This is a genomic window from Acuticoccus kandeliae, assembly GCF_003073115.1.
Genome location: NZ_QBBV01000005.1, coordinates 1 through 22,283 on the forward strand (window position 1 = coordinate 1; position 22,283 = coordinate 22,283).

The window sequence follows — 22,283 nt, forward strand, 5'->3', positions numbered from 1 at the left end:
CGCAGCGCACCCATCCCGGCGATGTCGACGCGCATCGGGTTGAGCGCGACGCGGTCGCCAACCGACCAGCCGTGCCCGCCCCCCGGCGCACCAAGCGCGACGATCTCGCCGACCGCCTCGTGGGCGATCGCGGCCGGGAGGTGCGCGGGCGGGAAGTGACGGCCTTCCAGATATCGATTTTCGGCCTGGTTCAGGCCCACGGCGCGGATCGCGACCAGCGCTTCGCCCGGCTCCGGCGGCGGCAGCCCTTCATGCCGGCGCCGCATCACCCGTTCGGCCGGGCCGAATGTGTCGAAGCACCAGGCCTCGCTCTCCATGGCGGCCCCCTGTCCTCAACGCCGGCCGGCGGCGTGGCGCGCGGGTCTGCGATGATCCGCCGGACGGGCCGGCGGCGCGTGCCTCAGGCGGCCTTCTCCCACTGGACCATCTTCGCCGACACGTCGTCGACCGTTTCCTTGATCTGGCGGCGCTCCTCGTCCGAGGCGGCCTCGATGTCGAACTCGTTGACCGGGCGGTTGCTCGTCTCGTGGAGGAACTCGTCGCGCTCCGTGCCGGTCGCGCCGATGGCGTCGAGATAGCGCTCGTTGGAGCGGCGGTAGAAGTCCATGATCCGCGCGGCGGTGGCGGCGTCGAGACCGTTATAGGCGGTGTCGTTCCAGCCATACTGGTCGGCGAACTGGTTCATGATGATGGAGGACCAGCTCCGGATCCGGTCGCCGATCTGGACGACGGACGACCCGCGCCGCCCGTTCAGGACCCCCGTTAGGATGCGGCCGGTGTAGATGGTCTTCGGGCCCGGCGTCTCGTTCACCCGCTCGACCTCCTCGCACACCGAGAGGGCGTCAGAGATGCCGAGGACGCGGAAGAAGTTCGCCGTGATCCCCTCCCGCTTCACCGAGTCGGTGAAGAGGACGGGCAGGATCTCGACATCGTCGATCGAGCGGAGCCGCTTCAGGCGGCCGAAATAGTCGTTCCGGTTCGGGCCCGGCGCGAGGTTCTCGGCGACCTCCTCCGCGAAGGACTGCGTCGTCGCGAGGGTCTTGGCGCGCTGGGTGTACTGGCTGTGGATCGAGCTCGCCTGGGGGCGCTCGTAGATCATGAGCTCCGGCGTCACGCCGAGCCGTTCGGCGAGGATGTGGAGGGCGCCCGCGAGGCGGGGGACCGCCACCATCGAGAAGGATTCGCTGCTGAGGATCAGGTGGGTCGGCTTCGCCTCGGCCACCTCGGCCGCGATCTTGTCCCCGATCGCCTCATAGACCGGCCGGCTCACCTCGCCGTGCAGGATGTGCGCCGCGATCGGGTGATGCGCGCCGTACGCCAGCCGGTCTTCGCCACGCCCCGTCTGGGGGAAGAGGATTCCGCGGGTCGCGAGCGCGTCGCTGTTCGAGGACAGGAACCTCTGGAGTGTGGTCGTACCGGTCTTGTGGGCGCCGATATGGACGATGAAACGCATGGTCTCTGGGGTTTTGTTCTACTCTTTGGGAAAGCCTAGCACACCGAAGACGCCCCCGTGAACGCCGTGGACCGGACCAATGCCGGCGCCTGCCCGCTTGATTGCTGCCGCGCGACCCCGGAGCGCCGCCCGCATTGCTGCGAGACGCTCCGGCACGGGCGTCAGGCGGCGCGGGCCTTGTCGAGGAAGATCTCGACCTCGCGATCCAGCGTCTCGGCCTGGGTGGTGAGGGCGCCGGCCGCCGTCAGGAGCTCGCTCGCCGCATTGCCGGTCTCGCTCGCATCGCGGGAGACGCCGGTGATGCGCGAGCGGATCTCCAGCGTGCCGGACGCGGCTTCCGCGACGCGCTTCGCGATCTCGGCGGTGACCTGCGTCTGCTCGCCCACCGAGGTGGCGATCGTGGAGGAGATGCCGTTCATCTCACGGATGATTTCGCCGATGATGCGGATCGCGGCGACCGCCTCGTTCGTCGCCTCCTGCATGTTCGCGATCTGCTTGGCGATGTCCTCCGTCGCGGCCGCCGTCTGGTTGGCGAGATTCTTCACTTCCCCCGCGACCACAGAGAAGCCCTTCCCCGCCTCCCCCGCCCGTGCCGCCTCGATCGTGGCGTTGAGGGCGAGGAGGTTCGTCTGCGCCGCGATCTCGCTGATGAGGCCCACCACCTCGCCGATCCGGGCGGCGCCGTCGGCGAGCGTCTTCACCGTCGCGTCGGTCGCGTCCGACTGGGCGACCGCGTTCTGGGCGATCTCGGTGGAGTGGGCGACCTGGCGCGAGATCTCCGCGATCGAGGTCGACAATTCCTCCGCCGCGCTCGCGATCGTCTCCACGTTGCCGGCCGTCAGCTCGGTGGAGGCGGCGACCGCCTCGGCGCTGTGAGAGGTGGCGTGCGCGTTCTGCGACATCGAGCGCGCGCTGGTGTTCATCTGGCTCGCCGCCGAGGCGACGGTGTGGACGACGGTGCCGACGCGCCCCTCGAACGCATCGGCGAAACCGGCGAAGGTGCGCACGCGCTCCACCATGCGCTCGCTCGCCCCGTTCAGCGTCATCGCGCAATGGCGGTAGTAGCCGGGGAAGCCGCGCGGCAGGACGCGGCGATAATAGCGCCCCTCGGTGAAGGCGAGCATCGAGCCGTTCGCCTCGCGCGCGAAGGCGTCGGCGACGTCGAGGAGGTGGTTGACCGCGAGCTGAAGGCGGCCGAGCCGGCCGGCGGGCGCCACGCCCAGAATGCGGCGCTCGATGTCACCCTCGGCCGCGGCGTCGCACACGGCGGCGATCCCGTCGATCTGCTTGAGCGCGCTGCGGAAATAGAGGATCGCGACGAGGACGACGACGAGCCCCGCCCCGGTCGCGCCCGCACCGACCCACCATCCGCCGATCCCGGTGAGAAGCGCGAGGTCGGCCGCGAAGAGGAGCGAGACGCCGATCGCCCCCGCGAGCACGGACTTAGATAGAGAAGACGAACTCATCATAGCCAACCCCCTTGTCCGCCAGAATCGCGTTCAGCCGCTCCGCCCCGCCCATCATCCCGTCCTTGCGGTTCTTCGGCTCCGCCTCCGCCGCGCGGAGCGTGCGGTAGAGGTCGGCGATGGTCGCGACCTGGTGGGCGTCGGGCTTGCGGCGGTTCGAGTGGTAGCCGACGATGTTGCCGCGCTGGTCGTAGCTCGGCGTCACGTGGGCGAAGACCCAATAGTGGTCGCCGTTCGAGGCGAGATTGACGACGTAGGCGAAGATCTCCCGCCCGCTCTGCACCCGCTCCCAGAGGAGGCGGAAGACGCAGCGCGGCATGTCGGGATGGCGGTTGATGCTGTGCGGCTCGCCGAGCACCTCCTCGGCCCGGAAGTGGGAGACGCGCAGGAAGACCTCATTGGCGTAGGTGATCCGGCCCTTGAGGTCCGTCTTCGTCACGATGAGATCATTTTCGGCGAGGGGGCTCTCGCGCCCCGTCGGCTTGACGCCTTTGCGCATCTCTCCTCCGGCAACCGTTCGGGCCGCCGGTCGCGTGTACCGGACAGGGCTTGCGCCGGGCTCACGATGTGAGGGCGGCCTCGCCGAGACAGTGGTCGCGCAGGTGCGCCGAGAGCGCGGCGAGGTCGCCGACGCGCGTCGCCCGCCCGCGCCAGGCAAGGCCGAGCGCCCGCCAGGCGCGCGGGGCCTCGAACGGGATCGTCGCAACGCGAGACTGGTTCACCGCCCCCGCCCACACCGCGATCTGCGGGATCAGCGTCACCCCCATCCCCGCCTCGACCATGTGGACGAGGGTCGCGATCGTGTAGGCGCTGACGGCGCTCTCCTCGGCGATGTCGTCCCGCCCGACGGCGGTCAGCACGTGCTGGCGCAGGCAGTGGCCCTGATCGAGGAGAAGGAGCTTCTCGTCGGAGAGGTCGGCCGCACGCACGCGCTTGCGCGTTGCGAGGCGATGTCCCTCCGGCACCGCGATGAGGAGCGGGTCGCGCCCCACCTCCTCGAAATGGAGATCGTCGAGCCGGACGAGATCGGCGACGAAGGCGGCGTCGAGCCGGCCGTGGCGCACGTCGTCGAGCAGCGAGTGGGTGAGCCCCTCGCGCACATAGAGCTTGAGGTCGGGATAGCGCACCTCGAGCGTCTTCAGGATGCGCGGCAGGACGTAGGGCGCGATCGAGGGGATGATTCCAAGGCGCAGGCGCGTGGAGAGCGGCCGCGCGATCTCTACCGCGCACGTCGACAGTTCGGAGATCTGGACGAGGATCTCGCGCGCCTGCTGGAGCACGTTTTCCCCAAGCGGGAGCAGAACGAGCTCGCGGCCCGTGCGGTCGATGAGCGCACCTCCGAGGGTTGTTTCGAGCCCCTGAATCGCGCCGCTGAGGGTCGATTGCCCAATCCCGATGCGCTTTGCCGCTTTTGAGAACGACCCCGTCTCAACCAGCACGACAAAATAATGGAGGTGGCGAACGTTGAGATTGATCATCGCTTATTTATCGGATTTTCCGATTCCACCATTCCAAATTATCGGTTTGACGGAAAGACGCCGCGTCATTTTATTCGCCGCAACGGTGCTGTGATGAGGCCGTCACAGCGCCCGGCCAGGATCCATCCAGACCCCCGTCAAAGGAGCCCCGACATGCTCGGCATCGGCGACAAGCTGCCCGAATTCTCCGTCACCGGCGTGAAGCCCGGTTTCAACAACCACACCGAAAACGGCGAGTCCGCGTTCGAGCCGATCACCGAGACGAGCTTCGAGGGCAAGTGGAAGATCATCTTCTTCTACCCGAAGGATTTCACCTTCGTCTGCCCGACCGAGATCGCCGAATTCGCCCGCCTTTCCGGTGATTTCGAGGACCGCGACGCGGTCGTCATGGGCGGCTCGACCGACAACGAGTTCGTGAAGCTCGCCTGGCGTCGCGATCATCCGGATCTCGACAAGCTGCCGATCTGGTCGTTCGCCGACACTAACGGCTCGCTCGTCGATGGTCTCGGCGTGCGCTCGCCCGACGGCGTCGCCTACCGCTACACGTTCGTCGTCGACCCGGACAACACGATCCAGCACGTCTACGCGACGAACCTCAATGTCGGCCGCGCCCCGAAGGACACGCTGCGCGTGCTCGACGCGCTGCAGACGGACGAGCTGTGCCCCTGCAACCGCGAAGTCGGCGGCCTGACACTCGCCGCCTGATCGGCGCCGCGATCCTCCCACGACGCCCCGCGGCCGGCGACGGCCGCGGCCTCCCCGCGTCGCCGCCTTCGCGGCGGCGTCCCTTCATTCGCGCAAACGAGACGAAGCGATGTCCATCGACCAATTGAAGGCCGCCGTACCCGAATTCGCCAAGGACGTCCGGCTGAACCTCTCGTCCATGGCGAGCGACGAGACGCTGACCCCGGTGCAGAAATATGGCCTGATGGTCGCGTGCGGGATCGCCTCGCGCAATCCGATCGTGCGTCAGGCGATGATCGACGAGGCCAAGGGCCACATCGACGAGACGACCCTCAACGCCGCCAAGGCCGCCGCGGCGATCATGGGGATGAACAACATCTACTATCGCTTCACGCATCTGTCCGACAACAAGGACTACGAGTCGATGCCGGCGAAGCTGCGGATGAACGTCATCGGCAAGCCGGGCGTGGACCGGGCCGTGTTCGAGCTGTGGTCGCTCGCGGTGTCGGCGCTGAACGGCTGCGGCAAGTGCATCAACGCGCACGAGGACGTGCTGCGCAAGGCCGGCGTGCCGACCGACGAGATCCACACCGCGGTGCGCTACGCCTCGATCATCCAGTCCGCGGCGATCGCGCTGGAAGCGAACGAAGAGGCCGTGGTCGCCGCCTGAGCGGCGCCACAAATGACGGGACCGGTTGCGGGCGGAGCGCCCGCGCCGGTCATTCCGCGCCGCTCTTCAGGAGCGCCAGGATCGATTCCGGCCGCAGCGGCAGGCGGTTGACGAAGGCCCCCGTCCCGGCGAGCGCGTCGTTCACCGCGCCCGCGACGGCCGGCACCGCGCCGATCACGCCGCCCTCGCCCGCCCCCTTGAAGCCGCCGAGCGTCGCGTCGGTCTCCGACTCGATGTGGACCATCGCGATATCGGGAATGTCGCAGCTGCTCGGCAGCAGATAGTCGAGGAGCTGGGTGGTGAGGAGCTGGCCCTCCTCGTCGTAGACGACCCCCTCCATCAGCGCCTCGCCGATCCCTTGCGCGACGCCGCCATGGACCTGGCCGGCGACCAGCATCGGGTTGATCATTCGCCCGCAATCGTGCGCAACCGCGTACCGCTCGACCGCGACGCGGCCCGTTCCGACATCGACCGAGACGACGGCGATGTGGACGGCGTTCGCGATCGACACGTTCGGCGGATCGTAGAAGGCGCGGCTTTCGAGGCCGTAATCCTCGCCCTCGGGCAGCGGGCGGGCCTCCAGCGAATGGGCGATCGCGGCGAGCTCGCGGAAGCTCATCGCCATGTCGGCGCCCGCGACGCGCGCCTCCCCGCCGGTGAGCTCGATGTCGTCCGGCGCGACCTCCAGGTGGAAGCCCGCGATCCGCTTCAGCTTCGCGGCGAGCGTCTCGGAGGCGCGGAACACCGCCCCGCCCGCGACCACCGCCGCGCGGCTCGCGAAGGTGCCGGAGCCGAACGGGCTCGTCGCCGTGTCCCCCTCCTCCACGCTGATCTCGCCGGGGTCGACGCCGAGATGCTCGGCGATGATCTGGGCGAAGACGGTGAGGTGGCCCTGCCCCTGCGTCGACTGGCTGACGGCGGCGACGAGGCGGCCGTCCGATTCCATGCGCACCGTCGCCCCCTCGAAGCCCGGCACGCGGTGCAGGCCGCGCGTGCGGTAGCGCGAGGCGCCCTGGCCGGTGTGCTCGGTGATGCAGGCGATGCCGATGCCGTAGCGCTTGCCGTCGCGAACCTCGCCGCGCGGGTGGTCGCGGCGGAAGCCTTCATAGTCGATCGCGGCGAGCGCCTCTTCGAGGCAGGCCGCGTGGCTCTGCGTGTCGGAGCTGATGCCGGCCGCGTTGGTGAAGGGCAGGTCTTCCGGCTGCACGAGATTCTTGCGCCGCATCTCCAGCTTGTCGATGCCGAGCGCGGCGGCGGCGCGGTCGATCAGCCCCTCCTGCGCGAAGTGGGCGATCGGCGCCGCGACGCCGCGATAGACGCCGACGGGCGCGGTGTTGGTGAAGACCGAATGGGTCTCGAAAGCGTAGTGCGCGAACTTGTAGGCGCCGGGCAGATAGATCGCGCCCCCGCCCGCCTCGGCGCTGGAGCCGAAGGGGAAGCAGGCATAGGCACCGATATTGACGTGCAGGCGGTTCCGGACGGCAAGGATCGTCCCGTCCCGCGCGAGCGCCATCTCCACGTCATAGCGATAGTCGCGCGAGTGGGTGCTCGTGACGAAATCGTCCTGCCGGTCGCCGACCCACTTGATCGTCCCGCCGAGACGGCGGGCGAGCGCGGCCGCGATCACCTCCTCCGGATAGACGTGCGCCTTGATCCCGAAGCCACCGCCGACATCGGGCGCGACGACGCGGATCTGGCTCTCCGCCATGTCGAGGAGCTCGCCGAGGGAGGTGCGCAGGAGGTGGGGGATCTGGGTGGACGACCAGAGTGTCAGCGCGCCCTTGCCCTTGTCGTAGGACGCCATCACCCCGCGCGGCTCCAGCGAGACGCCCGCCATGCGCGCGGAGCGGAAGGTGTCCTTCACGACGAGGTGGGCCGAGGCGAAGGCCGCGTCGAACCCTTCGGTCTTGTATTGGCCCGCGAAGGGGATGTTGTCGGCGATGTCGTCGTGGACGGCGGTCGCGCCCTCGGCGATCGCGTCCTCGATGGAGACGACGACGGGGAGCGCCTCGTAGTCGACGAGGACGGTCTCCAGCGCGTCCTCCAGAAGGTAGGGATCCTCGGCGAGGATCACGGCCACCGTGTCGCCCACATAGCGCACGCGGTCGGTCGGCATCACGTCGCGGAAGGTCGCCTTGTAGCCGGGCTTCGGCCGGTCGGGCTCCATCGTGCGGATCGAGGGGGTGAGGTCGGCGGCGGTGTAGCCGGCGACGACGCCCGGCATAGACAGCGCCTCGGAGAGGTCGATCGACGTGATGCGCGCGTGCGCGACGGGGCTCCGCACGCAGCCGAGATAGAGCGTCCCCGGCGGCTCGGGCAGGTCATCGACATAGGCGCCATAGCCGCGCAGGAGGCGGCTGTCCTCCTGGCGGGGGACCGGGCGGCCGATATGGCGGAAGACGGGGCGCGTGTCAGACATGGCGCGCCTCCCCCTCGGCCCGCAATTCCTCGGCGGCGCTCATGACGGCGCGCACGATGTTCACGTAGCCGGTGCAGCGGCACAGATTGCCCGACAGCGCGGTGCGGACCTCCTCCTCCGTCGGCGTCAGCGTCTCGGCGAGGAGCTGGCGCGCGGCCATCAGGAAGCCCGGCGTGCAGAAGCCGCACTGGAGGGCGTGGTTGCGGTGGAAGGCCGCCTGGATCGCCGACAGCTCCTCGTCGGGGGCGAGCCCCTCGACCGTTTCGAGCGCGGCGCCGTCGACCTGGACGGCGAAGGTGAGGCAGCTTCGCGCTGTGCGCCCGTCGATCGAGACCGTGCAGGCCCCGCACACGCCGTGCGCGCAGCCCACATGCGTGCCGGTGAGGCGCAGATCGTAGCGCAGGAAGTCGGCGAGGAGGCGCCGCGGCTCGACCGCGCGCCGGTAGCGCCGGCCGTTGACGGTGACGCTGATGTCGATCTTGTCGCCGGTCACGCGGCCACTCCCATCTTGTCCGCCGCGACCCGCACCGCGCGCGCGACGAGAGTCGGCACGAGTTCGCGGCGGTAGGCGCTGGAGCCCTCCAGATTGTCGAGAAGGTCCGCATCGCCGAGCGGGTCGGCGACGCTGGCGACGGCGCTCTCGACCTCGCCGAGCGAACGGCCGGCGAGCGCGTCCTCCAGCGCGGCGAGCCGCACCGGCACCGGCGAGACGCCGATCGCGGCGAGCCGCACCCAGTCGATGCGTCCGCCCGCGATGCGCAGCGCCGCCGCGATCCCCGCGACCGCGAGGCCGTGGCCGCGCATTCCCGTCTCCACGAAGGCGGTGGCGGTGCCGGGCGCGAGCACGGGGAAGCGGACCGCCGTCACCATCTCGCCGGGCTCGACGACCGTCGTCAGCGCGTCGAGGAAGAAGTCGGCGGCCGGCACGGTGCGCCGTCCGCCCTGCCGCTCGATCACGACCTCCGCATCGAGCGCGACGGCGACGCCGGAGAGTTCGGCGACCGGGTCGGCGTGGGCGATCGTGCCGCCGACGGTGCCGCGATGGCGCGTCGCCGGGTGACCGTTCAGCGCCAGCGCCTCGGCGACCAGCGGACATGCCTCGATCACCACCGGCGACAGCTCGGCGTCGCGCTGGCGAACCATGGCACCGAGCTCGAGCACCCCGTCCGCGACGGTGATCGTCGCGAGGTCGGCGCAGCCATTGAGGTCGATGAGCGCGGAGGGCGCGGCGAAGCGCAGGTTCATGAGCGGCACGAGGCTCTGCCCGCCGGCGAGGGGACGGGCGTCCTCGTCCTCCTCGGCGAGCATCCGGAGCGCGTCCGCCTTGTCGGCGGGACGGTGGTAGCGGAAGGCTTTCGGCTTCATCGGGTCGTCACAGGAGGTTCGGGATGAAGGTGACGATCGGCGGGAAGGCCACCATCAGCGCCATGCCCAGGATGAACAGCGCCACGAACGGCCACACCGCGCGGAACACCTGCTGCAGGCTGATCTGCGGCGTCACCGACTGGAACGCGAAGAGGGTGTAGCCGAGCGGCGGCGTGATCCCGCCGAGCGTCATGTTGATGAGGAAGAGGAGCCAGAACCACACCGGATCGAAGCCGAAGCTCTTCATGATCGGCTCGAACAGCGGGATCAGGATCAGCATGATCGCGATCTGGTCGACGAACATGCACAGGATGAACGGCACGACCAGCATGACGATGAGCATCGGCAGAGCGTCGAGCCCCAGCCCGGCGATGACGTCGACGAGGGCGCGCGTCGATCCGGTGAAGGCGAGGAGCTGGGTCAGCATCTTCGACATCGCCATGATGACGAGGATCGTGCAGGCGATCGAGGCCGCTGCGGCGAGCGATTCCACGATCATCTTCCAGGAGAGGTTGCGGTAGATCGCGGCGGTCACGAGGGCGCCGATGACGCCGGTCGCGGCCGACTCGGACGGCGTCGCGACGCCGAGCATGATGAGCCCCATCACCATGAAGATGACGATGAGGAAGGGCAGGCAGCGCACGACCGCCATCACCTTCTCGCGGCCGGAGACCTCGGTCACCTCTCCCGCGGACGGGGGCGAGCGCGACGGGTCGATCCCGACGACGATGAAGACATAGCCGAGGAAGAGGGCCGCGAGCAGCAGGCCCGGCACCACGCCCGCGACGAGGAGCTTCGCGATCGACACGTCCGCGATGGTGCCGACAATGATGGCGAGGATGCTCGGCGGGATGATCGGCGCGAGGCTCGCCCCGGCGAGGATGGAGCCGGCCGAAAGGTTCACGTCATAGCCGCGCTTCAGCATGCCGGGCACCGCGGCGCGGCCGAGCATGGCGGCGACGGCCATCGCCGAGCCCGACAGCGCGCCGAAGACGGCCGAGAGCACGATGACGAGGACGTATTGGCGCCCCTTCACGCGGCCGACGAGCTTGTCCACCGAGGTGAAGAGGACGTCCATCGTGCCGGAGCGGAAGAGGAGCTCGCCCATCAGGATGAAGAGCGGGATGCTCGCGAGCGAGGTGGTCGTGGTCGCCTCGTAGAGGCTGTTCACGAACATCGAGAAGCCCGCCGGCCCGATGATCGCGGCGATGCCGATGATGATGACGACGAGGAAGGACAGGAAGATCGGCGTGCCGAGGAGGAACAGGCCGAAGGCGAGGCCCCCGCCGATCGAGAGGTAGGTGTACCAGGGCAGCATCAAAGGGCCTCGGTTGCCGTGCCGGAGGTGGCAGGGGCGAGCGGAGCGGGCGGGGCCGGACTATGGGTCATCGTCAGTATTGCAGCGCCTCGCGCGCCTCGGCGGGCGGCCGGATGAAATGGCGCAGGAAGTGAATTGCGGCGAGAAGGAGGCCAAACGTGATGAAGCCCGTCACCCAATATTTGGGGATGGGCTGGTTGGCGATCGTCATGATCCCCTTCTCGGCCTGGCGCACATTCTCGTTGAAGGAGAGCCACGCCGCGTAGCCGCAGAAGACCGCGCCGATGAGATCGATGAGGCGCAGGATCCGCTTCTCCGCCGCCTTGCCGACGCGCTCGAAGATCAGCGTCACGGCGACGTGGCTGCGGGTCTGCGTGACCTTCGGCAGGAGGAGGAAGACGCCGGCGCAGAGCGCATAGCCCACGAGGTCGGCGGCCCATTTGGTCGGCGCGGTAAAGAAATACCGCGCCACCACTTCGTAGACATAGGAGCCGGTGATCACGACCAGCATGATCGTCCCGGCGACGAAGGCAACGGCCGTCAGGGCATCGTGCAGCTTGACGAGGCCCTTCAGTAGCGAATGCAGCAAGGCCATCGCCCTCCCCCGGTGAAAACGATCTACTCGGTCATACCCTTTTCACGGGCGAATTCGTGGAACTCCTCCGCCTTTGCACCGGATTGCTCGGCCGCCATCGACCACGCCTTGTCGGCGAAGGCCTTCTGCGCCGCGGCGGCCCACTCTTCGCTCTGCTCGTCGACGCGGGCGCCGCAGGCGATCATCTGCGCGTCCTCGTCGGCGAGGATCTGCGAGAAGGTGTCGACGGTCGTCAGCTCGAGCTTCTCGCCCTCGGAAAGGAGGAGCTTCTGCTCGGCCTCGTCGAGCGCGTTGAACTTATCGAGGTTCATGAAGATGAGGTAGGAGACCGCGCCGAAAGACGGGCGCACCATGTTCGGCGTCACTTCGCACAGCTTGAAGCCGATGGCGCCGACCGCCGGCCAGGAGATGCCGTCGACGATGCCGCGCTCGGCCGCCGCGTACATCTCACCCGCGGGAAGAATGACGGGCGCGCCGCCGAGCGCCTCGATGAGGCCGTGATAGACCGAGGTGCCGCGCACCTTGAGGCCGGTCAGCTTGCCGTCGACCATCGGCTGGCGCAGCAGGATCTGGTAGCCCGTCAGCGCCGTCGGGATCGAGATGAGCTTCAGGTTGTGGTTCTCTTGATAGTAGGTGTCGAGCCAGTCCCACACGCCCGACTCGCGCCGCTTCGTCGGATCACCCTCGATCGCGTCGATCGCGGTGGAGATGCCGGTCTCGCCGCTGTGATAGCCGCCATGGGTGAAGAGCAGGTCGAAGACGCCGAGCGAGACGGGCTGGAGCTGCTCGAAGGGCGGCACCGCCTCGGGGCCGGTCATGGTGATGGTGGTGTCACCGCCGGAGGCTTCCGCGACCGAATCCACGAACACGCCGACGATGTTCGGAACGGCGGTGTAGCTCGAGTCCCACGACGAGAGCAGGCGCAGCTCGGTCGCGTTTGCCGGCCCGGAAAGAGCCACGATCGCTGCGGCGACGGCAGCGCCAAACGTATGTCTCATGCAACTTCCCTTTCGAGGATTAAAGCGTAGACGAAGGATATTCGGCGTCACGCCATCTCCACGAATGAGAGAGGAGATCATGATTTTTGTCAACGAGACCGTATGATTGTTGACGCCATTCGCGGACGGGGCGACCATGCCTCGTAAAGCTGAATTTGTTTGTACACACTCAATTGCACAAAGTCGCGGCATTCGCCGGACGATTGTGCGTCACAGGCGAACCATATCTATGCAGTATGTGCGATTGGGCCGCAGCGGGCTCAAAATCTCACGCATCGGGCTCGGCGGATTTTCGTTCGGCGACAAGGCCTGGCAATCCTGGATGCTCCCGGAGGCCGAGAGCCGCCCCATCATCGCCCGCGCGATCGACCTCGGCATCAATTTCATCGACACCGCCGACATGTACTCGAACGGCGTCAGCGAGACGATCATCGGCAATATCTGGCCCGATCTCGCGCGGCGCGAGGCGCTGGTGATCGCGACGAAGGCGTTCGGCGTCACCGGCCCCGGCCCCAACGAGCGCGGCCTCTCCCGCAAGCACCTCTTCGACGCGATCGACGGTTCGCTGAAGCGCCTCAAGACCGACTATGTCGACCTCTACCAGACGCACCGGACCGACCACGACACGCCGATCGAAGAGACGCTCGAGGCGATGCATGAGATCGTGAAGTCGGGAAAGGCGCGCTATTTCGGGATGTCCAACATCCTCGCCTACGAGCTGATGCGGGTCATTTCGATCTGCGAGAAGAATGGCTGGACGAAGCCCATCTCGGTGCAGAACCACTACAATCTCGCCTACCGCGAGGAGGAGCGCGAGATGATCCCGCTCTGCCAGCTCGAAGGCGTCGGCGTCACGCCCTGGAGCCCGCTCGCGCGCGGCTTCCTCGCCGGCAAGACGACGCGCGGCGGCGTGACCGGCTCGGAGCGCGCCGGGGCCGACCCGTTCATCCAGCGCTTCTTCTCGGGCGATGCCGACTATGACGTGCAGGACGCCGTCCGCGCGCTCGCCGAGGTGAAGGGTGTCTCGATGGCCGAGATCGCCGTCGCGTGGATGCTGTCGAAGCCCTATGTCGCGGCTCCCGTGATGGGCGCGACGAAGCCCGAGCAGATCGAAAGCGCGGTGCGCGCGCTCGACATCAGCCTCACCGCGGACGAGATCGCTGCGCTGGAAGCCCCCTACAAGCCGCACCCCGTGCTGCTGCACCTGTGACGGCACGCCGCTTGCACGGTCGAAGCATGGTCAATTTATGGCGTGTACATAAATTGACTTGCCGACCGGCGACTGAAAGTATTGGGTATACGTTGAATTATCGCGCCAACGAGCGCTCCCGTCCGGCCCCGCTCGCGCCTGGCGCGACCGGCGCCGACCGGCCGCTCCGGCATGGGGAGAAGTGACATGACGTCGATGCTCGAGATCTTCCGCAAGGAATTGGAGCTTTGCAAGGTCGGCAGCGGGCAGACCCTCGCGGTCCTGACCGAGGACGGCCATCGCCAGGACTATGCGAACGCCTTCCTCGCCGCCGCGCAGGAACTCGGCGCATCGGCCTTCCAGATCAACCTCACGCGCAGCGGCCAGGGCGGCCGGGGCGACCGCGCCGTCGGCGCCACCTCGCTCGCCGGCAACCGCCCCGCGATCGAGGCGCTGAAGTCGGCCGACATCGTGATCGACCTCATGTTCCTCCTCTTCTCCGAGGAGCAGATCGAGATCACCGACAGCGGCACGCGCATGCTCCTCGTCGTGGAGCCGTTCGAGGTGCTGTCCGAGCTTCTGCCGAACGAGACGCTGCGCAAGCGCGTCGAGGCGGGCGGCGAGCGCCTCAAGAATGCGCGCACGATGCGCATCACCTCCCCCGCCGGCACCGACGTCACCTACGAGCTCGGCAAGTACCCGACCCTCACCGAATATGGCTACACCGACGAGCCGGGCCGCTGGGACCATTGGCCCTCCGGCTTCCTCTTCACCCAGGGCAATGACGAGGGCGTCAACGGCACCGTGGTGATCGGGACCGGCGACATCATCTTCCCGCTGAAGCGCTATGTGGTCGACCCGATCACGCTGACGATCGAGAAGAGCATGGTCACCAAGATCAGCGGCGACGGGCTCGATGCCGCGATCATGCGCGACTACATGGAATCCTATAAGGACCCGCGCGCCTACGCGATCAGCCACATCGGCTGGGGCCTCAACGAGCTTGCCCGCTGGAGCCAGCTCGCGACGAGCGCCAATATCGGCGAAGAGATCGGCATGCACGGGCGCGCCTTCTACGGCAACGTCCTCTTCTCCACCGGCCCGAACACCGAGCTTGGCGGCACCAACGACACCATGTGCCACCTCGACATCCCGCTGAAGGGCGCGAGCCTGTGGCTCGACGGCGATCATATCGTCGATCTCGGCAAGATCGTCCCCAAAGAGATGCAGCCCGCCTGATGGGGACGAACCCGATCGGGGGATGGCTGAAGCGTGACGGTGTGCTCCTGCACACCTTCACCTATGAGGGGGACGGACCCGACCTCCTCCTCGTCCCCGGCATCACGAGCCCCGCGATGACGTGGGGCTTCGTCGCCGAGCGCCTCGCCGAATTCGCCCGCGTCACCGTCGTGGACGTGCGCGGGCGCGGCCTCTCTGACCACACGCCCGGCCTCGACTATTCGCTCGATGCGCTCGCGCGGGACACGCTCGCGGTCGCGGCGACGCTCGACCGGCCGATCCTCGTCGGCCACTCGATGGGCGGGCGGATCGCGGTCGCGGCGAGCGCCATCGACCCCACCGCGTTCGCGCGCACGATCGTGGTGGATCCACCGGTGAGCGGCCCCGGCCGCCGCCCCTATCCGAGCCCCCTCCCGCCCTATCTCGAGATGATGGACGAGATCGCGCGCGGCGGCGGGATCGAGGCGGTGAAGCGCACGATGCCGACCTGGACGGAGGCGCAGTGCCGGGCCCGCGCCGACTGGCTCCCGACCTGCTCGGTCGAGGGCGTCGTCGCGACCTACGAGTCCTTCCACAACGAGGACATGCACGCCCTCCTGCCGAAGGCCGCGCTCCCGATGCTGCTGATCTATGCGCAGAATGGCGACGTGGTGCGGGAGTCGGACGCGGCCGAGTTCACCGGCCTCGCGCCCGACTGCAAGGCCGAGCGAATCGACGATGCGGCGCACATGATCCCGTGGGATCAGCTCGACGCCTTCATCGCCTCCGTGCGGGCCTTCGCCCTCGCCTGACGGCCGCTGCCGAAGCGGCTCAGGCCGCTTCGGTCACCTTCAGGAACGCATCGCGCTCCATCAGCTCGGCATATTTCTGGCCCATGTCGAAGAGGTTCGCCTCGTGCGGGCCGATCGCGCGGTCGCCGACACAATCGGTCAGCACCACCGGCGTGAAGCCGGCATCCATCGCATCGACGACGCTCGCGCGCACGCACCCGCTCGTGGTGCAGCCGGCGATGGCGAGCGTCTTCACCCCGCGCCGCGTCAGCCACGCCGCGAGGTCGGTGAAGGCGAAGGCCGACGGCGTGCGCTTGCGCACGACGAGCTCGCCGTCGACCGGGGTCAGCTCCTCGACGATCTGCGAGAGCGGCGAGGCCTCGGTCAGCACGAGCATGCTCGGCACCTTGGTCGAGAACACGTTCCCGTCCGACCCGTCATCGGCATAGACGATGCGGGTGTGGGCGACGGGCCAGCCACGCTCCCGCGCGGTGGCGAGCAGCCCCTCGGTCTTCTCGATCGCCGGGCCGATATTGCCGCCGCCGAAAACGTCCGGCGAGGCGAAGCTCACGACGAAGTCGACGATGAGGAGACCGATGGGCGGCTCGACGGGGAGCGCCCCGCCGAAGCCTTGCCGCTGATAGACCGAGACGTCGTCGCTCATCCGCTCCGTTCCCCTCAGGCCGCCGCGGTGGTGCGCAGCGGCTCGCCAAACACGTCATAGCCGAACACCCAGCTCGGGTCCGTCTCCTCGCGGAGCCACGTGTTGTAGCGCGAGGTGGCCTGGACGCGCGAGGTGCGCTCGTGGCGGTTCAACTCGTAGAGCTTGAAGGCGGTCGCAACATCGTCGCCCGTCTCCTTCAGGCAGCGCACGAGCATCGCCGCGTCCTCGATCGCCATCGCGGCCCCCTGCCCCATGTGCGGCTTCATCGGGTGACACGCGTCGCCGAGGAGGACGACCGAGCCCTCGCTCCAGAAGGGGAGCGGGTCACGCTCGTAGAAGGCCCACTTGGTGATGCCGTCGGCCGGCGCGCACTCCAGGATGTGGCGGCAGTTCGGCTCGAAGCCCGAGAAGGTCTCGACGAACTCTTCCTTGCTGCACGGCAGGAAGGAGGACTCGGTGTTCCACTCCGGATGCGGCGCGCCGGTGACGATGTACACCTCATCCCGGTTGTGGGTGATGTAGTAGACGATGACGTGCAGCTCAGGCGCCCACCACTTGGTGAAGTCCTGCATGTCGAAGTTCGTCAGGAGCTCGCGCGGATAGAGCGAGCGGTGGCCGACGACGCCCGTGTAGCGCGGCTTCTCCGCGCCGAGGAGCACGTCCCGAACGCACGAGTTCAGCCCGTCCGCGCCGATCACGATGTCGGCGGTGGCGTTCGTGCCGTCCATGAAGGTGAGGCCGATATCGCCCCCCTTCGTGTCGAGCCCGACGAGGCGCTTGCTGAACTGGATCGCGCCCGGCGCCACGGCGTCGACGAGGACCTTGTGGAAGTCGCCGCGATGGACGGTGAGGTAGGGCGCGCCCCAGCGCTCCACCGACACGTCGCGGATCGCCATGTCGCAGAGCACCTCGCCGGTGTCCCACATGCGCGAGATCCAGGCCTCGGGCTGGACGCCGGTCTGGATCAGGCGGTCGCCGACGCCGGCCTTGTCGAGCACCTTGACCACGTTCGGGCCGAGATGGATGCCCGCACCGAGGCGGGAGAAGCCCGGCGACTGCTCGTAGACGTCGACCGAATAGCCCTCCTGCTGGAGGAGGATCGCGGCCACACATCCACCGAGACCGGCGCCGATCACGGCCACTTTCGGTTTCGTCGTCATCCCATCTCCTTCCGCGCCGCCGCCATTCAGGCGCGACGCCCAAAACGCGCCAACCCCATCATTTTACTACGTATACAAAATAAAACTCAACATCGATTCCACGTGATGCATCCAGTTTCACGTGCCTTTTATCGGCAACTTTCGCAATCGGATCAAACGTAAGCCCACTATCGTCACACCATGAGGCCCGGCAGGAAGAGCGCGATCTGCGGGAACGCGATCAGGAGCGCGAGGAGGATCAGGTCGATGACGAGATAGGGGAAGGCCGCGCGCGCCACGTCGCCGATCGTCGTCCCCTTCGGCGCCGCGCCCACCATCACGAAGAGGAGGAGGCCGAAGGGCGGGGTCATGGTGCTCATCTCGAGCGCCAGGAGGACGATGAGGCCGAACCACACCGGGTCGAAGCCGAGCGACTGGGCGAGCGGAATGAAGATCGGGATCGTCAGCATCATCTGCGACGTCTGGTCGATGAACATGCCGAGGAAGAGGAGCACGGCGAACATGATCAGGAGCATCGGCAGCGGGCCGAGATTGAGCGAGCCCGTCATCTCGATGAGCCCGGCCGTCGCGCCCGAGAAGGCCATCACCTGGCTGAAGGTGAGCGAGGCGAGCAGGATCGCGAGCAGCATCGTCGAGACCTTGAGGCTCGCCTTCAGCGACCTGTAGAGCGTCTGGAACGTGAGGAGGCGGAAGGCCGCCGCCACGATCAGCACGCCGAGCACGCCGAACGCGGCCGACTCGGTCGGCGTCGCGATGCCGAGAATGATGAGGCCGATGACGCAGAAGATGATGACGCCCGTCGGCAGGAGGTTCGTGATGACGAGCCGCACCTTCTCGCCGGTGCTCGCCGGCTCGACGGCATATTGCGGCGCGAGCGCCGGGTTCAGCCGGACGCGGATGTAGATGTAGACGACGAACATCAAGGCGAGCAGGAGACCCGGCAGGACGCCGGCGATGAGGAGCGCGCCGATATCGATCTTCGCGAGGCTGCCGAGGAGGACGGCGAGCGCCGATGGCGGGATCAGCACCGCGAGGCCGCCGGTCGCCATGATCGGCCCCATCGCGAAGCGCTTGTCGTAGCCGCGCGCCTCCATGTCGGGCACCAGCATCGAGCCGAGCATCGCGGTGTTGGCGATGCTGGAGCCGGAGAGCGAGGCGAAGAGCGAGCCGCCCGCGACGCTGATATAGCAGAGCCGCCCCGGCACCCGGCCGAACAGGCGGTCGATCGCGTGGAAGACCCGCTTCGAGACGCCGGTGTGGAAGAAGAGCTCCCCCATCAGCACGAAGAGCGGCACGGGGACGAGATAGAACGCGCTGATCGAGCGCGACATGTTGAGGATGAGCTGATGCAGCCCCGCCTCGCCGCCCATGTAGAGGATCACCCCCACGATGTTGGCGGTGAGGAAGGCGAAGGCGACGGGCATGCCGATCGCCATCATCGCCATCACCAGGCCGAGCATGATCGACAGCGGCGCGATCCAGCTCATCGCCGCGCCCCGGCGCCGGAACGAAGGTGAGGCATGCGGGTCAGTGCTCCTGCAGCTCGCTGGAGAAGACGCCGCGCCAGGCAAGGCGCAGGAACTCGATGGACAGGAGGGTGAAGCCGACCGGCATCGTGACGAGGACCGTCCAGCGCGGCACCGCGACGGAGCGGATGTCGTAGCCGGTGATGGTGAGCGTCGCGCGCGTCGCGTAGTAGGCGACGATCGCGCACGAGAGGGCGGCGATCACCGAGGCGATGCGGCGGATCTGGATCTGCGCCGCCGGCGGCAGCTTTTCGAGGAAGGTCGTGACGGAGACGTGGGCGTGTTCGCGCAGGACCCAGGGCGCGGCGAGCACCGTCATGTGCAGCATGCCATACTCGGTCGCCGACATCGTGAAGGCCGGCGGCTGGATCCGCAGCGAGCGCAGCGACACGTCCCAGATGATGGCGACGAAGATGAACGCCAGGATCGCCCCGCCGATGATGGCGCAGATTTTGACGATCCAGTCGTAGACGCGAACCGCGTCGGTCCACACTTTCGACAACGAAGGGTCCTTTCCAGCCGCGCGCGGCCCGTGAGGGTCCGGCCCGGCGCGCGGCCGGGCCGGTGTCGATCAGTTCTTGGACGGATCGTAGAAGGCGGCCTTCAGCTTCTCGACCTCTGCGGGGTCGACATTGGCCGCCATGTCTTCCCAGAGGTTGCCGATCGCGGCGTCGAGATAAGCCTCGCGCGCGGCGCCCTCGAGGTCGATGTCGACGATGCCGGCCTCGTGGAGCTTCTCCTCCTCGGCGACGGCCTGCTTCTTGTAGTTGTCGTGGGCGATGATCTCGTTCTCGGCGATGACCTTCGTCAACAGCGCCTTCGCCTCGTCCGAGAGGCCGTCCCACTTGGAGAGGTTCGCCATCAGCGCGATGTCGCCCTGACGCCAGCTCGGGGCGATCCGGTACTTGATGAATTTCGGCCAACCGTCGTCGGTCACCGACACGGACGTCCAGACGAGACCGTCGATCACGCCGCGCTCCATGGCGGCGTACATGTCCGGCGGGAAGATGCTGATCATGATGACGCCGAGACGGTCGAGGAAGGTCTTGTAGGGCGAGCCACCACGGATCTTCCAGCCTTCGAGGTCGACGCTGCCGTCGTCCTTCATCTCAGGCTCTTTGAGGAGGTAGATGTAGAAATTGTACCCCGAGCCGAAATAGCCGAGATATTTCGTGTTCACCCGCTCCTCGAAATAGGTGCTGAGGAGGTCGAGGGCGCCCTTCTCGCGCAGCTCGGCGGCGGAGAGGTTGCTGCCATTCTGGGCAACCGCCTCCGGCACGTCGCCGGAGAAGAGGGAGGACGCGCCGTAGAAGAGGTCGACGACGCCGCCGGAGAGAGCCTGGAGCATCTCACCGCTCGGCATCGCCTCGGGGCCGCCGAGGAAGTCGATCTGGACGACGCCCTTGCCCTGCGCGTTCACGTCCTCGATCAGCGCAAGGAGCGGCTTGTTGAGGTTGTGCGTCTTCGGATACGCCGAAATCAGGCGCAGCCGCGCTTCGGCCGCGGCGACCGGAGTGGTGAGCCCGGCGGCGATCGTCGCCACCGCCACAAGCGCGACGGCTGCGGCACGCAGCGCCCACCGCGCACGAAATTCATATGTGTACATACAACTCCCCGATTTTGATCGACCGATCGCGCATCGAGTCAAGTTGGGTGCGGCAGCGCGACCATCCCGCCGAATTCGGCTGACGACATAACGTTAGCGCGGCATTTTGACTTAAAGCAAGCGGCCCGTGTGCTGAGATTTCATGCGGCGGGGGCGCGCGATAATATTACGTATGCCCCAATTCTGGGCATCGGGCGTGCGCGTGCGGACGGCGCAGCGTCACCCGTGGTGCCACCACCGGAGCGTCAGAGCGTCCGCCGCGCGGGGACGCAGATCAATTGTCGGCGCTGATTTTCTTCAGGAGGTAGGTGAGCGCGACCTGCTCGGCGACCGAGAGGCCCTGGAGCGTGAGGCGGGTGATCTCACCCGCATTGGAAACCGAACGGCTGACGCATCCGGCCCCTTCCTCGGTCAGCGAGACGAGGACCTTGCGCCGGTCGGCCTGGTCCGGCGAGAGGGCCACAAAGCCCCGCTCACGCAGCCGCTCCACGACGCCGCGCATCGTCGCCGGGTCGATCGCCGTCGCCCGGCCGAGCGTCGTCAGCGAAGCCGGCCCCTGCTCGGCGAGCGCGCACAGGACGCACAATTGCACGGATGTGATCTGCGGATCGGGCGCGAGCTTCTGGAAGATCGCGGTGTGGCGCTGGTAGGCCTTGCGCAGAAGATGCCCGGCCTGCTCGGCGAATTCGTAGCGCTGGTTGCCCTCCGGCAGATTGAGCGCGTCCAGGCATGGCCCGTCGATCGCGGCCGGCTCCCCCTCGTCCGCGTTCACCTTCGCCACGCTCTTCCGACCCCGCGCACCCGCCACACAATCCTCGCTTGTCGTCACTCAGCCGCAATCATCTGAGGATTCGGCATATGTGTTTATCCAATTCTCGCACCAACTGCACACAGTTCCGCCGCGACGGCCAGCCTTTCGCACCACCGCGTCATGCGCGCGGCATGGCGGGCGGCGGCGGCGAGCCGTCGGCGTGCGGGTCCTGACGGGCGCGCTGGAGGGCCTTAACCCGCCATCCCGAGGCGTGTCGACAGTCGAAGGTGGTGGAGGACGTCACCCGCACCGTTCGCGAGCTGGTTGACGTGGCGGCGCATGTGGAGCGCCGCGCTCTCGCTGTCGTTCGCGAGGATCGCGTCGACGACGCTCTGGTGCTCGTCGATCGAGTCCACCATCCGCCCCGGCTGGAAGGTGATGCGCCGGCGATAGGTGGCGGTGAAAAGCTGGGCGGTGCGGATCTGGCCGGCGAGGATGCGGTTGTGGCTCGCCGCGATGATGGCGGCGTGGAATTCGCCGTTCGCCTCGTTGAAGGCCTCGTGGTCGCCCGCGCGCGCGGCGGCGGCGCAGACTTCGTGCGCGGCGGCGAGGCGGTCACGCTGCTCGGGCATAATGCGGCGCGCGGCCTGGCTCGCGGCGAGCGCCTCGAGCTCGGCATTGACGGTGAAGGAATCGAAGAGGTCCGCGACGTCGAGCTGCACGACCGACGCGCCCTGGCGCGACTGGACGAGGACGATGCCGCTCGCCGACAGGCGCTGCAGCGCCTCGCGCACCGGGGTGCGGGAGGTGCCGAAACGCGCCGCGAGGCTCCGCTCGTCGAGCCGTTCCCCAGGCGTCAGCGCGCCGGCGAGAATCTCCTCCTCCAGCATCTGGACGATCTCGTCGGCCCGGGATCCGTTCTCAGTCGACAT

At 67.8% G+C, this 22,283-nt stretch carries 23 protein-coding genes and 1 pseudogene; 5 read left to right on the forward strand and 19 right to left on the reverse strand.

Translation table 11 applies throughout. The features are described from left to right. From DBV35_RS26820 to DBV35_RS31210, 6 genes and pseudogenes are all read right to left on the reverse strand, one after another. A partial coding sequence (locus DBV35_RS26820; protein ID WP_157962005.1) for an alcohol dehydrogenase catalytic domain-containing protein occupies positions 1 to 317 on the reverse strand: 317 nt, incomplete at its 3' end. 83 nt (positions 318 to 400) lie between these two features. Continuing rightward, positions 401 to 1,453 (reverse strand): hypothetical protein, encoded by a 1,053-nt coding sequence (locus DBV35_RS26825; protein WP_108663497.1) that lies wholly within the window; start codon positions 1,451 to 1,453, stop codon positions 401 to 403. A gap of 161 nt (positions 1,454 to 1,614) precedes the next feature. Next, complete coding sequence (locus DBV35_RS31335) at positions 1,615 to 2,919, reverse strand: methyl-accepting chemotaxis protein (RefSeq protein ID WP_281262252.1); 1,305 nt, start codon at positions 2,917 to 2,919, stop codon at positions 1,615 to 1,617. Continuing rightward, the gene (locus tag DBV35_RS26835; protein ID WP_108663499.1) at positions 2,897 to 3,418 is read right to left on the reverse strand and encodes a PAS domain-containing protein; all 522 of its coding nucleotides are present in this window, start codon (positions 3,416 to 3,418) and stop codon (positions 2,897 to 2,899) included. Before DBV35_RS26835 ends, DBV35_RS31335 begins: the two co-directional genes overlap by 23 nt. A gap of 61 nt (positions 3,419 to 3,479) precedes the next feature. Beyond that, positions 3,480 to 4,199: a hydrogen peroxide-inducible genes activator gene (locus DBV35_RS26840; RefSeq protein WP_245944129.1), complete on the reverse strand. Its 720-nt coding sequence runs from the start codon at positions 4,197 to 4,199 to the stop codon at positions 3,480 to 3,482. 15 nt (positions 4,200 to 4,214) lie between these two features. Beyond that, positions 4,215 to 4,397, reverse strand: a pseudogene (locus tag DBV35_RS31210) (LysR family transcriptional regulator); the annotation flags it as partial. A gap of 153 nt (positions 4,398 to 4,550) precedes the next feature. Here DBV35_RS31210 and DBV35_RS26845 point away from each other — a divergent pair. Together DBV35_RS26845 and ahpD are read left to right on the forward strand one after the other, a co-directional pair. Next, positions 4,551 to 5,102, forward strand: coding sequence for a peroxiredoxin (locus tag DBV35_RS26845; protein WP_108663501.1), 552 nt, complete (start codon positions 4,551 to 4,553; stop codon positions 5,100 to 5,102). A gap of 109 nt (positions 5,103 to 5,211) precedes the next feature. Further along, on the forward strand, positions 5,212 to 5,751 hold the full coding sequence (gene ahpD / locus DBV35_RS26850) for an alkylhydroperoxidase, AhpD family (protein WP_108663502.1): 540 nt from the start codon (positions 5,212 to 5,214) through the stop codon (positions 5,749 to 5,751). A gap of 49 nt (positions 5,752 to 5,800) precedes the next feature. Here ahpD and DBV35_RS26855 read toward each other — a convergent pair whose 3' ends face one another. The 6 genes from DBV35_RS26855 to DBV35_RS26880 all read right to left on the reverse strand — a co-directional run bounded on the left by DBV35_RS26855 (position 5,801) and on the right by DBV35_RS26880 (position 12,446). Then, positions 5,801 to 8,170 carry a xanthine dehydrogenase family protein molybdopterin-binding subunit gene (locus tag DBV35_RS26855; protein WP_108663503.1) on the reverse strand — a complete coding sequence of 790 codons (2,370 nt, stop codon included), beginning with the start codon at positions 8,168 to 8,170 and terminating at the stop codon, positions 5,801 to 5,803. After that, positions 8,163 to 8,663: a (2Fe-2S)-binding protein gene (locus DBV35_RS26860; protein WP_108663504.1), complete on the reverse strand. Its 501-nt coding sequence runs from the start codon at positions 8,661 to 8,663 to the stop codon at positions 8,163 to 8,165. The genes DBV35_RS26855 and DBV35_RS26860 overlap by 8 nt, the downstream gene beginning before the upstream one ends. Continuing rightward, on the reverse strand, positions 8,660 to 9,535 hold the full coding sequence (locus tag DBV35_RS26865) for an FAD binding domain-containing protein (RefSeq protein WP_108663505.1): 876 nt from the start codon (positions 9,533 to 9,535) through the stop codon (positions 8,660 to 8,662). Before DBV35_RS26865 ends, DBV35_RS26860 begins: the two co-directional genes overlap by 4 nt. A 7-nt stretch (positions 9,536 to 9,542) precedes the next feature. After that, a complete protein-coding gene (locus tag DBV35_RS26870) occupies positions 9,543 to 10,853 on the reverse strand; it encodes a TRAP transporter large permease (RefSeq protein WP_108663506.1) in 1,311 nt (436 codons plus the stop codon). A 73-nt stretch (positions 10,854 to 10,926) separates the two neighbouring features. Then, positions 10,927 to 11,442, reverse strand: a complete 516-nt coding sequence (locus DBV35_RS26875) for a TRAP transporter small permease (protein ID WP_157962006.1) — start codon at positions 11,440 to 11,442, stop codon at positions 10,927 to 10,929. Between the two features lie 29 nt (positions 11,443 to 11,471). Next, complete coding sequence (locus DBV35_RS26880; RefSeq protein WP_157962007.1) at positions 11,472 to 12,446, reverse strand: type 2 periplasmic-binding domain-containing protein; 975 nt, start codon at positions 12,444 to 12,446, stop codon at positions 11,472 to 11,474. Positions 12,447 to 12,675: 229 nt separating this feature from the next. Between DBV35_RS26880 and DBV35_RS26885 the strand changes: the two genes are divergently transcribed. The 3 genes from DBV35_RS26885 to DBV35_RS26895 all read left to right on the forward strand — a co-directional run bounded on the left by DBV35_RS26885 (position 12,676) and on the right by DBV35_RS26895 (position 15,665). After that, positions 12,676 to 13,656, forward strand: a complete 981-nt coding sequence (locus DBV35_RS26885; RefSeq protein WP_108663509.1) for an aldo/keto reductase — start codon at positions 12,676 to 12,678, stop codon at positions 13,654 to 13,656. Between the two features lie 186 nt (positions 13,657 to 13,842). Continuing rightward, positions 13,843 to 14,874 carry a 2,5-dihydroxypyridine 5,6-dioxygenase NicX family protein gene (locus tag DBV35_RS26890; protein ID WP_108663510.1) on the forward strand — a complete coding sequence of 344 codons (1,032 nt, stop codon included), beginning with the start codon at positions 13,843 to 13,845 and terminating at the stop codon, positions 14,872 to 14,874. Further along, on the forward strand, positions 14,874 to 15,665 hold the full coding sequence (locus tag DBV35_RS26895; RefSeq protein ID WP_108663511.1) for an alpha/beta fold hydrolase: 792 nt from the start codon (positions 14,874 to 14,876) through the stop codon (positions 15,663 to 15,665). The genes DBV35_RS26890 and DBV35_RS26895 overlap by 1 nt, the downstream gene beginning before the upstream one ends. A 19-nt stretch (positions 15,666 to 15,684) precedes the next feature. Here the strand turns inward: DBV35_RS26895 and DBV35_RS26900 are convergent, their stop codons facing one another. From DBV35_RS26900 to DBV35_RS26930, 7 genes are all read right to left on the reverse strand, one after another. Then, a complete protein-coding gene (locus DBV35_RS26900; protein ID WP_108663512.1) occupies positions 15,685 to 16,308 on the reverse strand; it encodes an isochorismatase family protein in 624 nt (207 codons plus the stop codon). A gap of 14 nt (positions 16,309 to 16,322) precedes the next feature. Then, a complete protein-coding gene (locus DBV35_RS26905; RefSeq protein WP_108663513.1) occupies positions 16,323 to 17,468 on the reverse strand; it encodes an FAD-dependent monooxygenase in 1,146 nt (381 codons plus the stop codon). 173 nt (positions 17,469 to 17,641) lie between these two features. Continuing rightward, entirely contained in the window at positions 17,642 to 18,955 is a 1,314-nt protein-coding gene (locus DBV35_RS26910; RefSeq protein WP_108663514.1) for a TRAP transporter large permease, read from the reverse strand. A gap of 40 nt (positions 18,956 to 18,995) precedes the next feature. Then, a complete protein-coding gene (locus DBV35_RS26915) occupies positions 18,996 to 19,487 on the reverse strand; it encodes a TRAP transporter small permease (RefSeq protein ID WP_245944130.1) in 492 nt (163 codons plus the stop codon). Between the two features lie 78 nt (positions 19,488 to 19,565). Next, complete coding sequence (locus tag DBV35_RS26920; RefSeq protein ID WP_108663516.1) at positions 19,566 to 20,600, reverse strand: type 2 periplasmic-binding domain-containing protein; 1,035 nt, start codon at positions 20,598 to 20,600, stop codon at positions 19,566 to 19,568. 274 nt (positions 20,601 to 20,874) lie between these two features. Then, complete coding sequence (locus DBV35_RS26925; protein ID WP_281262253.1) at positions 20,875 to 21,381, reverse strand: MarR family winged helix-turn-helix transcriptional regulator; 507 nt, start codon at positions 21,379 to 21,381, stop codon at positions 20,875 to 20,877. Positions 21,382 to 21,602: 221 nt separating this feature from the next. Then, positions 21,603 to 22,283 carry a GntR family transcriptional regulator gene (locus DBV35_RS26930; RefSeq protein WP_108663517.1) on the reverse strand — a complete coding sequence of 227 codons (681 nt, stop codon included), beginning with the start codon at positions 22,281 to 22,283 and terminating at the stop codon, positions 21,603 to 21,605.

Coding starts and splice junctions, on each gene's coding strand:
- DBV35_RS26825 (WP_108663497.1), bottom strand. CDS start 1,453: ATGCGTTTCATCGTCCATATCGGCGCCCACAAGACCGGTACGACCACA.
- DBV35_RS31335 (WP_281262252.1), bottom strand. CDS start 2,919: ATGAGTTCGTCTTCTCTATCTAAGTCCGTGCTCGCGGGGGCGATCGGC.
- DBV35_RS26835 (WP_108663499.1), bottom strand. CDS start 3,418: ATGCGCAAAGGCGTCAAGCCGACGGGGCGCGAGAGCCCCCTCGCCGAA.
- DBV35_RS26845 (WP_108663501.1), top strand. CDS start 4,551: ATGCTCGGCATCGGCGACAAGCTGCCCGAATTCTCCGTCACCGGCGTG.
- ahpD (WP_108663502.1), top strand. CDS start 5,212: ATGTCCATCGACCAATTGAAGGCCGCCGTACCCGAATTCGCCAAGGAC.
- DBV35_RS26855 (WP_108663503.1), bottom strand. CDS start 8,170: ATGTCTGACACGCGCCCCGTCTTCCGCCATATCGGCCGCCCGGTCCCC.
- DBV35_RS26865 (WP_108663505.1), bottom strand. CDS start 9,535: ATGAAGCCGAAAGCCTTCCGCTACCACCGTCCCGCCGACAAGGCGGAC.
- DBV35_RS26870 (WP_108663506.1), bottom strand. CDS start 10,853: ATGCTGCCCTGGTACACCTACCTCTCGATCGGCGGGGGCCTCGCCTTC.
- DBV35_RS26880 (WP_157962007.1), bottom strand. CDS start 12,446: ATGAGACATACGTTTGGCGCTGCCGTCGCCGCAGCGATCGTGGCTCTT.
- DBV35_RS26885 (WP_108663509.1), top strand. CDS start 12,676: ATGCAGTATGTGCGATTGGGCCGCAGCGGGCTCAAAATCTCACGCATC.
- DBV35_RS26890 (WP_108663510.1), top strand. CDS start 13,843: ATGACGTCGATGCTCGAGATCTTCCGCAAGGAATTGGAGCTTTGCAAG.
- DBV35_RS26895 (WP_108663511.1), top strand. CDS start 14,874: ATGGGGACGAACCCGATCGGGGGATGGCTGAAGCGTGACGGTGTGCTC.
- DBV35_RS26900 (WP_108663512.1), bottom strand. CDS start 16,308: ATGAGCGACGACGTCTCGGTCTATCAGCGGCAAGGCTTCGGCGGGGCG.
- DBV35_RS26905 (WP_108663513.1), bottom strand. CDS start 17,468: ATGACGACGAAACCGAAAGTGGCCGTGATCGGCGCCGGTCTCGGTGGA.
- DBV35_RS26910 (WP_108663514.1), bottom strand. CDS start 18,955: ATGAGCTGGATCGCGCCGCTGTCGATCATGCTCGGCCTGGTGATGGCG.
- DBV35_RS26920 (WP_108663516.1), bottom strand. CDS start 20,600: ATGTACACATATGAATTTCGTGCGCGGTGGGCGCTGCGTGCCGCAGCC.
- DBV35_RS26930 (WP_108663517.1), bottom strand. CDS start 22,283: ATGTCGACTGAGAACGGATCCCGGGCCGACGAGATCGTCCAGATGCTG.